The organism is Tenggerimyces flavus (assembly GCF_016907715.1).
In the GTDB taxonomy this organism is placed as follows: domain Bacteria; phylum Actinomycetota; class Actinomycetes; order Propionibacteriales; family Actinopolymorphaceae; genus Tenggerimyces; species Tenggerimyces flavus.
Genome location: NZ_JAFBCM010000001.1, coordinates 7,084,067 through 7,097,313 on the forward strand (window position 1 = coordinate 7,084,067; position 13,247 = coordinate 7,097,313).

At 67.1% G+C, this 13,247-nt stretch carries 11 protein-coding genes; 5 read left to right on the forward strand and 6 right to left on the reverse strand.

The window, feature by feature from the left end; genetic code table 11:
- Positions 1-23 precede the first annotated feature (23 nt).
- From JOD67_RS32970 to JOD67_RS32985, 4 genes are read left to right on the forward strand one after another with little or no spacing between them, the layout of a single operon-like run.
- Entirely contained in the window at positions 24-1,427 is a 1,404-nt protein-coding gene (locus tag JOD67_RS32970; RefSeq protein ID WP_205121601.1) for an ABC transporter substrate-binding protein, read from the forward strand.
- 12 nt (positions 1,428-1,439) lie between these two features.
- Positions 1,440-2,462, forward strand: coding sequence for a carbohydrate ABC transporter permease (locus tag JOD67_RS32975; protein ID WP_205121602.1), 1,023 nt, complete (start codon positions 1,440-1,442; stop codon positions 2,460-2,462).
- A complete protein-coding gene (locus tag JOD67_RS32980) occupies positions 2,459-3,346 on the forward strand; it encodes a carbohydrate ABC transporter permease (RefSeq protein WP_307782643.1) in 888 nt (295 codons plus the stop codon). Before JOD67_RS32975 ends, JOD67_RS32980 begins: the two co-directional genes overlap by 4 nt.
- Positions 3,343-4,536: an ROK family transcriptional regulator gene (locus JOD67_RS32985; RefSeq protein WP_205121603.1), complete on the forward strand. Its 1,194-nt coding sequence runs from the start codon at positions 3,343-3,345 to the stop codon at positions 4,534-4,536. The genes JOD67_RS32980 and JOD67_RS32985 overlap by 4 nt, the downstream gene beginning before the upstream one ends.
- A 799-nt stretch (positions 4,537-5,335) precedes the next feature.
- On the opposite strand, the gene JOD67_RS32990 is transcribed toward JOD67_RS32985, so the two are convergent.
- The 5 genes from JOD67_RS32990 to JOD67_RS33010 all read right to left on the reverse strand — a co-directional run bounded on the left by JOD67_RS32990 (position 5,336) and on the right by JOD67_RS33010 (position 9,311).
- Entirely contained in the window at positions 5,336-5,560 is a 225-nt protein-coding gene (locus JOD67_RS32990; RefSeq protein ID WP_239554144.1) for an RNA polymerase sigma factor, read from the reverse strand.
- A gap of 54 nt (positions 5,561-5,614) precedes the next feature.
- Positions 5,615-6,049, reverse strand: coding sequence for an IS3 family transposase (locus tag JOD67_RS32995; protein WP_205121604.1), 435 nt, complete (start codon positions 6,047-6,049; stop codon positions 5,615-5,617).
- Positions 6,050-6,181: 132 nt separating this feature from the next.
- Positions 6,182-7,171: a tyrosine-type recombinase/integrase gene (locus JOD67_RS33000; protein ID WP_205121605.1), complete on the reverse strand. Its 990-nt coding sequence runs from the start codon at positions 7,169-7,171 to the stop codon at positions 6,182-6,184.
- On the reverse strand, positions 7,168-8,133 hold the full coding sequence (locus JOD67_RS33005; protein WP_205121606.1) for a tyrosine-type recombinase/integrase: 966 nt from the start codon (positions 8,131-8,133) through the stop codon (positions 7,168-7,170). Before JOD67_RS33005 ends, JOD67_RS33000 begins: the two co-directional genes overlap by 4 nt.
- A complete protein-coding gene (locus JOD67_RS33010) occupies positions 8,133-9,311 on the reverse strand; it encodes a tyrosine-type recombinase/integrase (protein WP_307782644.1) in 1,179 nt (392 codons plus the stop codon). The genes JOD67_RS33005 and JOD67_RS33010 overlap by 1 nt, the downstream gene beginning before the upstream one ends.
- Before the next feature lie 241 nt (positions 9,312-9,552).
- Between JOD67_RS33010 and JOD67_RS42515 the strand changes: the two genes are divergently transcribed.
- Positions 9,553-9,987 carry an IS3 family transposase gene (locus JOD67_RS42515; RefSeq protein WP_205121608.1) on the forward strand — a complete coding sequence of 145 codons (435 nt, stop codon included), beginning with the start codon at positions 9,553-9,555 and terminating at the stop codon, positions 9,985-9,987.
- A 332-nt stretch (positions 9,988-10,319) separates the two neighbouring features.
- On the opposite strand, the gene JOD67_RS33020 is transcribed toward JOD67_RS42515, so the two are convergent.
- Entirely contained in the window at positions 10,320-12,560 is a 2,241-nt protein-coding gene (locus JOD67_RS33020) for a transglycosylase domain-containing protein (RefSeq protein ID WP_239556151.1), read from the reverse strand.
- Between the last annotated feature and the right edge of the window lie 687 nt (positions 12,561-13,247).

Below are 13,247 nucleotides of genomic sequence, written 5' to 3' on the forward strand. Positions count from 1 at the left end.
AGGAACTCGAAAGGTGCGTGACCATGCGTTCTCCACGGATCCGCGCGCTCGGGCTCTCCCTGGCGTTGCCCGTCGTGTTGATAGCCGCCTGCGGCGGCGACGGATCGGGTGGCGGCGGCGAGGGTGGCGGAACCGCGACCCTCAAGGTCCTCACGGTCGAGGACATCAACGACCGGGTGCAGGCGCAGAAGAAGATCCTCGCGAACTTCACCGCGGCCACCGGCATCAAGGCCGAGTTGACCGCGGTCGCCGAGGACCAGCTGACCACGACGCTGACATCGGCTGCCGCGGCCGACGACCTGCCGGACATCATCGCGGCGGTCCCGCTCGCCACGATCACGCAGCTGCGCACCGACGACCTGCTCGACACCGAGGCCGCGAAGGCGATCGTCGACAGCCTGGGCACGGATACGTTCGCGGCCAGGTCGTTGGAGCTGACGAAGAACGGTGACGAGCAGCTGTCCGTGCCGAGCGACAGCTGGCCGATGTTGCTGTACTACCGGAAGGACCTGTTCGAGAAGGCCGGTCTGCAGCCGCCCACGACGTACGCGGCCATCAAGGCCGCCGCCGCGAAGCTGGACCAGGGCGGCACCGCGGGCATCGTCGCCGCTTCGGCGCCGCAGGACACGTTCACCCAACAGACGTTCGAACATCTCGCCGTGGCGAACGGCTGCCAGCTCACCGACCGCGAGGCGATCGCGCTCGACAGCGGCAACTGCGCCGAGACGTTGCGCTTCTACTCCGACCTGATCCGCGAGCACTCCGTCGCCGGCAACCAGGACGCGGACACCACGCGCGCCGCGTACTTCTCCGGTCGCGCTGGGATGATCCTGTGGTCGTCGTTCCTGCTGGACGAGCTCGCCGGTCTGCGCAACGACGCGATGCCTAACTGCCCGGAGTGCAAGACGGACAAGACGTTCCTCGTGAAGAACACGGGCATCGTGTCGAACCTGCAAGGACCACAGGGTTCTGAGCCGGCGACGTTCGGTGAGGTCGTGTCGTTCGCGGTCCTCCAGGACGCGGCGACCGACGAGGCCAAGCAGCTCGTCGAGTACCTCATGAGCGACGGGTACGAGGACTGGCTGAAGATCGCGCCGGAGGGCAAGGTCCCCACCCGTTCGGGTACGAAGGACGCGGCCAACAGCTATCGCGAGGCCTGGCAGGCGATGGACTCTGGCGTCGACACTAAGGCACCGCTCGCCGACTTCTACGACGCCGCGACGCTGGAGGCCGTCCAGGGCGGTCTCGACGGCTTCACCCGGTGGGGCTTCGGGCAGGGTTCGGGCGAGCTCGCCGCCGCGGTGGGCGGTCAGTTCATCGTTCCGAAGGCGCTGTCGGAGCTGATCACGTCCGGTGGCGATCCCGCCCAGGTCGCCAAGGGCGTGGCGAAAGAAACGACGACCCTCAAGGAAGAGCTCGGCTTCTGACCGGACGTTCGCATGGCCGCACCGCCTACCACCACAGGGCCGAGCAAGGCATCGCGATCCGGCGGGACCCCTTCGGGTAGGGGTTCCGCCGGGCGGCGGCCGCCGACGCTGCGCGAACGTGACGCCCGCAGTGGTCTGCTGCTGATCTCACCGACGCTGATCATCGTCGTGGTGGTCGTGGTCGTACCGCTCGCGTGGTCGGCGCTGATCGCGTTCCAACGCATGCGGCTCATCAACGTCGGCCGCACGGGTCTGTTCGATGACCTGACGCTGCGGAACTTCGTCACGGTCTTCTCCAGCGACGCACTCTGGTCGAGCCTCGGCACCACGGTGTTCTACACGGTGGGGTCGACGTTCCTCGCGATCGTGCTCGGGCTTGTGGCGGCGCTGCTGGTGCGGCGGCCGTTCCGTGGTCGTACGTTCGTCCGCGCGGCGATGCTGATCCCGTACGTCGCGCCGGTCGTGGCGGCGACGTTCGTATGGCGGGTGATGCTCAACCCGGAGTTCGGTATCATCAACACCTGGGGCACGCGGCTGTTCGGGTGGGACGATCCGGTCGCGTTCCTCTCGCAAGCTCGCGCCGACGTCTCCTTTCTGGGGTTGGAGATTCCGATCCCCGTCGCGCTGCTGACGGTGATCGCGTTCGAGGGGTGGCGGAACTTCCCGTTCGCGTTCTTGTTCATCCTCGCTCGGCTGTCGGCGTTGTCGGACGAGGTCGAGGAGGCGGCGATCGTGGACGGCGCCACGCCGCTGCAGCGGTTCCGGTACATCGTGCTGCCGCAGCTGATGCCGGTGATCGCGGTGCTGGTCGTGCTGCGGTTCATCTGGACGTTCAACGAGTTCGACAGCATCTTCCTGCTCACCGGCGGCACGGCCGGCACGAACGTGGTGAGCGTGCGGGTCTACGAGCTGCTGACCGTCCAACGCAACGTTGGCGGGGCCGCTGCGCAGTCGGTGTTCCTCGCGCTCGTTCTCCTCGTACTGGTGGGGACGTATCTGCTGGTGGTCCGGAAACGGGGAGGGCAGCAACTGTGAGCACGTACAACGCTCCCTGGACGCGCGACCGGGTCGAACGTTCGGTCCTCCGGGTGCTGCGGTGGGTGGGCATCGCGTTCTTCCTGGTGATCACGCTCGTGCCCTTCTACTACATGGTGATGCTGTCGCTGCGGCCCATCCAGGACCTGTTGCTGCGGCCCGGCTCGTTGTTCGTGGAGCTCGGCAACATCACGTTCTCGACGTACCGTGAGGTGCTCGCGCCGGTTTCCTCAGGTGGGCAAGGGTTCCTCGGGTTCCTGCGCAACAGTCTGCTCGTCGCGGGGTCGTCCATGCTGCTGGCGTTGGCCATCGCGATCCCCGGCGCGTACGCCGTGAGCCGGCTGCCGTTCGTCGGGCGGCGGCAGGTGAGCGCGCTGTTCCTCGCCGTGTACCTGTTCCCCGGCATCGTTCTGGCGATCCCGATGTTCGTCGTGCTGACTCGGCTGCAGCTGCGCGGCTCGTTGATCGGGCTCGTGCTCGTGTACATCGCGCAGACCGTGCCGGTGGCCGTGTACACACTGCGGAACTACTTCGCGACGATCCCGGAGAGCATCGAGGAGGCCGGCCTCATCGACGGGCTCGGCCGGCTCGGGGTGATCCGCCGGATCAGTCTGCCGCTGGCGCTGCCGTCGATCATGGCGACGGGCATCTTCGTGTTCATGATCGCGTGGAACGAGTTCCTGTTCGCGCTGCTGTTCCTGGTCGACCGGCGGGAGCAGTGGACGGTCTCGTTGGGGCTCTCGCAGCTGTCCGGATCGGTCGAGGTGTCGACGACCGTGCTCATGGCGGGATCGGTGGTCATTACGATTCCGATCGTGGTCCTCTTCTTCCTCACCGAGCGGCTCCTGACCGAGGGCCTCACGAGCGGCGCGGAAAAGGGATGAGCGGCGGCATCACCCCGACCTCTCCGGGCGAGATCCTGGAGCTCATCCGTTCCGGCCAGGTCACCACGCGGCGCGAGCTGCAGGACCTCACCGGGCTGTCGCGGTCGACCGTCGCGCTGCGGCTGGCGCCGTTGATCGCCAACGGGTACGTGCGTGCGCGGGTGCGCCGGTCGGGGTCGGCAGGACGGCCAGCGAACGCGCTGTCGTTCGACGAGACCGGCAAGCTCATCCTCGCCGCGGACCTCGGGGCGACCCACGGCCGGTACGCGCTAACCGATGCCGCGGGGACCGTTCTCGCGGAGTCGGCGGGTGAGCTGTCGATCGGGTCGCCGCCGCAGACCGTACTGCGGACGGTGATCCGGCGCTTCCGCGACCTGATCCGCCGCACTGATCGTCCCGTCGGCCAGCTGGCGGGGATCGGGATCGGCGTTCCGGGGCCAGTGGACTACGCCCGAGGGCGGCCGGTCCAGCCTCCGATCATGCCGGGCTGGCATGACTATCCGGTGGCTGCCGAGCTGTCCGCGGCGTTCGACTGCCCGGCGTTCGTGGACAACGACGCGAACATCATGGGGCTCGGCGAGATGCGGACGCACTATCGCGAGGAAGCGAGCCTGCTGTTCGTCAAGGTGAGCACGGGAATCGGTGCCGGCGTGATCCTGTCGGGGCGGCCGCAGCACGGGGTCGCGGGAGCCGCCGGCGACATCGGACACATTCGCATCGCCCACCCTGTCGAAGGCCGACGCTGCGCCTGCGGAGCGTCCGGATGCCTGGCCGCCCACGCGAGCGGTGCCGCGTTGGCGCGACGGCTGTCGGACGCCGGCTTGCCAGCCGTGTCTAGCCTGGACGTCGTTCGTCTCGTCCACGAAGGGCATCCGGACGCGATCGAGGCCGTCCGCACGGCCGGATCACTGCTCGGCGAAGTGCTGTCGACCGCGATCGCCTTGCTCAACCCGTCCGTCCTCGTGCTCGGCGGCGACCTGGTGCTGACCCACGAACACTTCCTGCTGAGCGTGCGACAGGCGATCTACGAACGGACCGTGCCACTAGCCACTCGTGACCTGGCGATCGCCGGAAGCCAACTCGGCATCCGCGCCGGAGTGGAGGGCGCGCGACACATGGTGGTCGACGAAGTCTTCTCCGCTGAGGCAGTCGACGCTCGCCTTGAGACCCTGGAGACCGCCGGTGGTTGAGACCCGCACTCGCGGTCGGAGCATCGTGCGCGTCTTCGATCGCAGAGCTCCCCTCACCCCATGTCGGGCGAGTCCTGGCGGCTCGGCAGCTAGCGTGCGATGACCAGCACGGTAGTCCCGGCCTGTTCGATGCTGTGGGCTGCACGTCTGTCAACGCCGGTCACCTGCCGCGCGGCCCATCCGGTGAGATGGTGGCGGTGCAGTGATTGGGTAACGGTCGCTGCGAGCGCGTCACGGGACAGGCATCGTGTGCCAGCCCTGGACAGGTCGAGGACGACGGAACGGACCCGGGTAGCGTAGAGGGACTCCTCCTCGTCGGCTTCCGCGCCGGCGTCAGACCCAGCGCCTCACAGGTACCCCGGAGTCCCGGGTCCACCGAGAGGTCTCCCGGCACTCCGTCCCTGTCAGTGACGCAGCCGACGAGCGACGGGGTCATGCGCGGAAACCGAAGATCGCGAGCATCCCCGACATCGCCAGTCCGCCACAGATCGCGGCAAGTCTGGACAGGATCCGTGGCGGTGAGACGAACTCCGTGGACAATCGTGGCATCGGACCCGCGAACGGCGCGGTCGTTACATTGAACCATCGTGGTGTCACCAGCTCCGCCGACGGTGAACACCCCGGCGGCTGCCACCCGCACCGAGCCCGAGGCCGGAAGCGATCGTGGCTGCGGCGAACATTCCGAGGACGTGCGCTCGCTGTGGCCGCCTGCGACGATGCACAGACAGCTCGGACAGCAGGTGCTCGCGGCGTACAGCCGTTCGACCGGCAGGCAGGTTGCGCTCTAGTGGAAGCCTCGTCATCCTCGCATCTCCTCGGTGCTTGCCCGCAACGCTCCGGGGCGCTGGGCGGATTCCTGATGGTCAACCTCGGCGAGCCGCGCTCTGGCGCGGGCCAGCCGCGACCGGACGGTTCCAACGGGCACGGCGAGCGCGATCGCCGCCTCGGCGTAGCTGAGGCCGTCCCAAACGCACAGAGCTAAGACGTCTCGCTGCGAACCTGGCAGCTTGCCGATCTCGTGCAAGACGGTTCCTATGGTGGCGCTGACCCGCTTTGACGGACACGGTGGTTGTATCGGTCAGGCCGCGCAGGTGGTGGCGGTGGTTTCGTAGGCGGTGGGGCTGAGGTAGCCGAGTGTGGAGTGTCTTCGTCTGGTGTTGTACCAGCCTTCGATGTAGTCGAAGATCGCGGCACGGAGGGCGGTGTGTGATGGCCAGGATCGGTTGTCGATCAGCTCTGTTTTGATGGTGGCGAAGAACGACTCGGCGAGGGCTTTGTCCCAGCACTGTCCGGTGCGTCCGACCGACAAGGTGACGCCTAATGCTGTTGCTGCGTGGGTGAACTGGGCCGAGGTGTACTGGCAGCCGCGGTCAGAGTGGAAGATCACCCCAGCGGTCGGGCGACGCGCGGCCACGGCGTTGCGGAGGGCCTGCTCGTCCAGATCGGTGCGCAGGTGGTCGGCCATCGCCCAGCCCACCACACGGCGAGAGGCGATATCGATCACGGTGGCCATGACATAGCGGGGTAGGCCCATCCTTCCCAGGTGCGGATGTAGGTGATGTCCTATGCCGACCTTCGGTTTATGCCGACGTCGCGGGCGACGGTGCGTGCCGGTGGGGCTTCGGGGCTGGGGAGGTCGGCATAGTCAGAGGGCCGTGAGCCAGGCGAGGATGTCGGGCTCAGGCTGGTAGGTGCCGGGTCTCACGTCGGGTGGCCTGGTTCGGTCGATGGCGGCCTGTTTGATGGCCATGTCGGCGTGGAGGTAGGCGTCGGTGCTGTGGGTGTCGGCGTGTCCGAGCCAGAGCGCGATGACGGAGACGTCGACTCCGGCGGCGAGGAGGTTCATCGCCGCGGTGTGCCGCAGTGTGTGCATCGTGACGTGCTTGCCGGCGAGGCTCGGGCAGGTCGTCGTTGCGGTGATGAGGTGTTTGGCGAGCCGGTGCTCGAGCGCGTCGCGGGACAAGGGTTGCCCGTGGGGACCGCAGAACAGCGCAGTGCCGGGGCGGTTGATCCGTTCTGCGAGGTAAGTGGTCATGATGGCCACGGCTGCTCGGGTCAGCGGGGTGACGCGTTGGCGTCGCCCTTTGCCGGTGCAGGCAACGTGGGGGCCTGCGCCGAGGTGGACGTCGTCGACGGTCAGGGAGCAGATCTCGCTGATCCGTAGACCGGTCTGCACTGTCAGGGCCAGCAGGGCGTGGTCGCGTCGCCCGGTCCAATTCGTGGCGTCGGGTGCGGCGAGGAGTGTGTCGACCTCGTCGGTGGTGAGGAACTCGATGACAGCCCTGGTTGTGCGTTTGGGTGGGATCGCGAGGACTTGGGTGATCGTGGCGGCGTGCTCGGGATGGTCGGGCAGTGCCCGGGCGAGCACGGAGCGGATCGCAGTCAGTCGGGCGTTGCGTGTCCTGGCGCTGTTGCCACGCTCGTGTTCGAGGTGGTCGAGGAACCCGGCGACGTTCGTTGCGGTGATGGCGTCGAAGTCGAGTGCGTCCGCAGGAACCCCGAGCGTCGCAGTCAGGTGCTTCAGCAGCAGCCGCCACGTGTCGCGGTAGGACGTGATCGTGTTGGCGGACAGGTCGCGCTGGGTGTGCGCGAAGGTCGTGAAGTATGCCTGCAGACTGGCGGCCAGAGCGTTCATGACGGTTCTCCTCCGTCACCCTGCTCGTCGGGTTCGAGCATCCCGGCGGCAAGGGCCATGAGCTCGCCGGTCGCGGTCAGGTACCAGTAGGTGTGGGCGGCATCGGAGTGCCCGAGCCAGGTGGTGAGCAGCGACAGGACCCGGTCGGGATCCCCACCGTGGGCGTAGGCCGCGGTCATGTGCGCGGTGGCAAAGGTGTGTCTCAGGTCGTGCAGGCGGGGGCGTGCCCTGGCGCGCGGGGTGAGCCCGGCAGCCTCCCTGACTCGTTTGAACATGGACTGGAAGGACACGTAGGCGTAGCCGGTCCCCTGGGAGGTCACGAAGACCGGCCCGTGGGGATCGGGCTGGGTGGCTGTGCGGGCAGGGAGAGCGATGTACTGCTGCAGCGCGGTCGATGTCGACGGGTGGACCGGAACGAGCCGCTCGTGAGACTTGGCAGCCTTGATCACTAACACGTCGTTGTCGGGGTCGATGTCATCGACTCCCAGGTTCAGCGCTTCGCTGATCCGCAGGCCAGTGGCGGTGAGTAGACCGATAACGGTGCGGAGGGTCGCGGCGATCCGCTCGTCGGTGAACTCGATGTCGCAGGCGACGAGCAACGCATCGATATCGTTCTGGGTGTAGATGAAGGGAACCGCCCTGGGCTTCCTGGCCGGCAGTAGCCCGCTGGGGATGACCGGGACGTCGACACCGTTAGCGTTCAGGTAGCCGGCAAAGCGGCGGACCAACGACAGGCGGGTCGCCCACCACGAGGGGTGCGCGTCGGGATTGAGCCGGGCCCACGTCACGGCGTCGTCGATGGTGAAGGTCTGCCTCTGGCCGCGTGCTTCGAGCCAAGTGCAGAACAGGCCGACCTGCCGTTCGAGATCGCCCAGCTGGAACCCCAGCGCCCGGCGCATCACCAAGTACTCGTCGAGTCGCTCACGCAACGTCGGCGTCGTCGGGGTTGTCGGCGTCGTCATCAGGGCACCTGCCCGAACGGGACGACCAGCTCGCGCAGCGACACCAGGTCGACCTTTGCGTAGGTCATCGTGGTGACGGTGTAGACGTGGCCCAGAAGCTCCTTGGCTTCGGTCAAGGAGCCACCCGCAGCCAAGACGTCCATCGCGGCGGTGTGCCTCAGCCGGTGCGCGCGGATCTGATCGATCCCGGCCAGGTCTGACAGTCGCGCGATGATCCCCGAGAGCCCCGCGACCGTCATCATCTGGCGCGGTGCCCTCAGCCGCACAAACACCGCCCTGTCCAGCGCGGGTGGTCGTAGTCGCAGCCACGCTTCCAGCGCCTGGCCCACGTCGACCGGGAGCGGCAGCGTGTGCTCGCGGCCCTTGCCGGTGACCTTCAGGAGTCCGCTGGCCCAGTCGATGTCGTCGAGCCTGAGACGGGCGGCTTCACCAGCGCGCAGGCCCAGCCGCACCAAGGTCACGACGACGGCCCGGTCCCGTGTCCCGATGGCCGTGGCCGGATCGCACACGGCAAGCAAGCCTGCGACCTGCTCGGCGTCCACCCCTCGCGGCACTGAACGTCGCGTCCCAGCAGGCTTGAGGATGCCGCCGGTCAGGTCGCGGTTGAGGCGGCCGGTGGACAACGCCCACCGCAGTAGACAGCGGACCGATCCGACGATGTGAGCACGAGCTACGACACCATAGGGTCGGCCGCGTTCGGCGATGTAGGAGTTGACGATGGCCGCGTCGAGCCGGTCCCATTCCACCGACCCGTCAGTGGCGGTCATCTCGTCCAGGAGGCTGGCCGCGTAATGACAGTAGGCCACGATGGTCTTGTCGGTCAGACCACGCTGTTCACGCATCCAGGAACGCCAGTCCTCCGCCGCGGCCTGGACCGGCGTGAGTTGATCCGGCCTCTTCCTGGCTGCGCCCAGATAGCCAGCGGACGCCAAGAACCGGCTCATCGTGCCCGTCCAGCGCTGCACGCTGGCGCAGGGAAGTTCTCGGGAGAGTTCAGCTGCGACGAACTCGGCGAGCACGTCCTCGTCGAGGTCATCGACACCGGCGCCGACTTCCTCCATCCACATGCTCAGCCGCTCCAGCAGGTTGCCGATCCCGGCTGCTGAACCCAGCGAGTACCCCTGTGCGGCCGACCATGCCGAGCACTCGCCCAGCACCGTTGGCGCCAAGGGACCCACCGCAACCCGTGGGATCCGAACTGGATACGACCGGGCAGTTGACGATCTCTTCGTCACGGACATCACCTCCAGACACTCCGTGTCTGAAGGGTCAACCGGGCTACGCGACTATGCCGACCTGCCGAACCTCAACACCGCCGCTGACCTGCGTCATCGCCAGCGACGTCGGCATATTCCGAAGGTCGGCATAGGACATCACCTACATCCGCACCTGGGAAGGATGGGCCTACCCCGCTATGTCATGGCCACCGTGATCGATATCGCCTCTCGCCGTGTGGTGGGCTGGGCGATGGCCGACCACCTGCGCACCGATCTGGACGAGCAGGCCCTCCGCAACGCCGTGGCCGCGCGTCGCCCGACGGGCGGGGTGATCTTCCACTCTGACCGCGGCTGCCAGTACACCTCGGCCCAGTTCACCCACGCAGCAACAGCATTAGGCGTCACCTTGTCGGTCGGACGCACCGGACAGTGCTGGGACAAAGCCCTCGCCGAGTCGTTCTTCGCCACCATCAAAACAGAGCTGATCGACAACCGATCCTGGCCATCACACACCGCCCTACGTGCCGCGATCTTCGACTACATCGAAGGCTGGTACAACACCAGACGAAGACACTCCACACTCGGCTACCTCAGCCCCACCGCCTACGAAACCACCGCCACCACCTGCGCGGCCTGACCGATACAACCACCGTGTCCGTCAAAGCGGGTCAGCCCCAGACCACGATCACGAATCAGACGATCGCGCCCGCGCTGCGAAATGCAGGTGCAAGCCGCGATCATCGGTGCTGCTCGGCATCGATTGTGCGTGTCGGCGAAGGCTTCGGTCACGGAAGACCATGTCAACGAATCGCTCGGCTGACGCGGTTCGCTCGACGGTGGTCCCCTCACCACGGTCGCCAAACGACTCCGAGTCCCTCGGCGCGAGGCCGGGCCCGCTGTGAAGCGGGCTCGGTAACGGGTCCGCCGGCTGGTGACGTTCGTTCTGCTGGTCGTCTTCGCGACGGCCACCTAGCCTGAGACGTTGATCACGACCCAGTTGCCGCGTGCCCACAACGTCCCCGCGACCGGACTCTGACGGGCGACACCCCCCTTCGACCACGGTGCGCGAACCGGCTCGCCCAGGAGGACGACAAAACCGGCTTGCTCCAGCAGCTCGCGTGCCTCCTCGGCGCTGTCGCCGAGGACGTTCGGTATCTGGACTTCGTGCGTCTCGAAGGCCGGTGGGACCGGAGTCACCGGATGGGGGCTCGGCTTAAGTCCGAGAGCACCGCTCATCGCTCCGAGCCAGATTGGGCCGGCCAGTCGGCCGCCCCAGACGTCGTTCGAGCCGCGCCGTTGGCCGCCGATCCGCTGTCCGAGCAGGGTTCGCAGAGGTGTGTGGGCGTCCTGGACGACCGCGTAAGCGGCCAGCTCAGTGGTGTATCCGGCGAATGAGACTGCCTGGCGTTCGTTGTTGGTGCCGGTCTTGCCGGCGGCTTGGTGCCCCTCCAGATGCATCCGGCGTCCCGTCCGTCCAGGGTCGTCGCCGTCGATGACCTGCCGCAGCACCGAGGTCACGCCGTCCGCGACGTATGGCCGCAGCACTTGACGGCACCCGGGCGTGCGGATGGGAACGCGGTTGAGCTTGCGGTCGAGGACCTTCGTGACAGCGGTCGCGTTGCAGTGCTTGCCGCGGGCGGCGAACGTCGCGTACGCCTCGGCCATGGACAGCGGTGTGACCTCGTTGACGCCGAGCGTGAACGAGCCGACCTGCTTCAACGGTTTGCCGTCACCGCGCTTGATGCCGGCGTTGGCGGCGATCGTCGCCGGGGCGCAGAGACCGGTCTGTCGTTCGAGGTTGACGAAGAAGGTGTTGACCGACCTGACCGTTCCCCTGACGAGGTCGACCACCGGAGAGCCCGGGTCGGTGGAATTGGACACCCTCCACGGCCGGTCGTCCCGCCAAGCTCCCCGGCAGGTCGGGATCCGTTCGAGGGCGGGGACCACCAGAGTCTGAGGCGAGGGGAGCCGGGCGTGGACGGAAATGCCTTGTTGGATGGCGGCGGCGAGTACGAACGTCTTGAACGTCGAGCCCGGCTGCACCCCGATGCCGCCGTTGAAATTCTGCCCGACATTGTAGTTGACGTACGTCTTGCCCCTGCCCTCGCCGTAGCGTCGGCTCTGCGCCATTGCCTTGATGTAGCCGGTGCCGGGCTGGACCATCGACACCGCCGAGAACACCGCGTCGGTGGCGCGCACCTGCTGGTCGATCGATCGCTGCGCCGCGTCCTGGGCCTTCGGGTCGATCGTGGTGTAGATCGCTAGACCGCCCTCTTCGATGAACTTCATGCGCTCCCGCTTGGTCCGACCGAGGGACGGGTCGTTGAGCAGAACCTGCAGCGCGTAGTCACAGAAGAACGGGTACTTGGAGTTGAAGCAACCGCGGCGGGTCTCGTTGATCTTCAGCCAGAGCCCGGCCTTGCGGTACTTGTTGTAGTGATGTGCGGTGATGTAGCCGAGGTCGTGCATCCGGGAGAGCACCAAGTTGCGCCGAGTAATGACCGGCTTCCAGTTCTTCACGGGGTCGAGGCCGTTGGGGTCGCGCACAAGGGCCGCGAGCATCGCCGACTGGATCAGGTTGAGCTTCTTCGCCGTGGTACTGAAGAAGTGCTTTGCGGCTGCCTCCACGCCGTACACACTGGCGCCGAAGTAGACGATGTTCAGGTACTTCTCCAGGATCTCGTCCTTGGAGTGCTTCTCCTCCAGCCCGACGGCGTAGCGCAGCTCCTGCAGCTTGCGCTCGTAAGTGTCGTCGGTGACCTTGTCCTTCTCCGCCTGGGTGGTAGCCGACTCGAACAGGACGAGCTTCACGTACTGCTGGGTGATGGACGAACCACCCTGCTGGATCGAGCCACCGGCCTGCTGGTTGCGGACGAGCGCCCGCATGGTGCCGCGGAGGTCGAGCGGGCCGTGTTCATAGAACCGGGCGTCCTCGATCGAGATGATCGCCTTCTGCATCGTCCTGGAGATCTCGGTGAGCGGCACGTTCTTGCGGTTCTCGTCGTAGAACGTGGCTAGCTTCTTGCCCGTACCGTCGAACATCACGCTCGACTCCGGCAGCGGCGGCTCGGGGAGCACGCTCGGCAGGCTCTCGAAGCTGTCGATGGCGGCGCGGGTGGTGACCCCGATTGCCCCGGCGAGCGGGATGACCAAACCGGCGACGAGCACACCGGCGAGCCCGCTCACCACGACGAACATAGCGAGCTGCATGACGACCACACGGGGTCCCCTCGGCCAGAGCCTCGATCTGCGCCTCGGTGACATGGGTGGCACCTTCCCGCTCACCCCAAGCGTGCCACCGATGCGGCCTCCCTCAAACCTCCCTGCGCCGAATCGGCCTCCTCGACTTGCTCTGGAAGCGGCCAGGATCTACTCCTGTTCTCGTTGCGGGACTCGGTTCTGCCCAACGGCCGCAGTCGCGGCGTAGGCCGACAAGTCGATGACGACATGAGCCGCGCACCCGGTGGCCGGCAGGCTGCTCGCGAGTCCACGCAGTTCGGCGGCCTCAGCCGGCGCCGCCGATGGCGGGCCCGTGGGTCTTGAAGCGCAAGGCCGTTCGCGGCTGAACGCGGCCAGCGCCACCTGCTCGAGCTCGATAACGTGACCGGTGTCGCGGACTAGGCGGCCAACACCGTCGGGAGCGCGCCGTTGTGCGGCGAAAGTGGCGCCGCCGGCAGTCACGACCCGAGCTCATCCGCGCGAGTCGAGCGCCGACCATGCGGGGCGGAACGGAGTAGGATTGCGGCGGAACGCGACCAGACCCCTGCGCTCTGACGGCGCGCTCGACCTCAAGCTCGACGGGCAACGCCCACCACCGGCCCAGGTCTGAGCCACTCCACCGCGACGAGCTCGGCGACCGTGGTGCGTTGACCGTTGACGACGCGGCGTCGCTCGTTT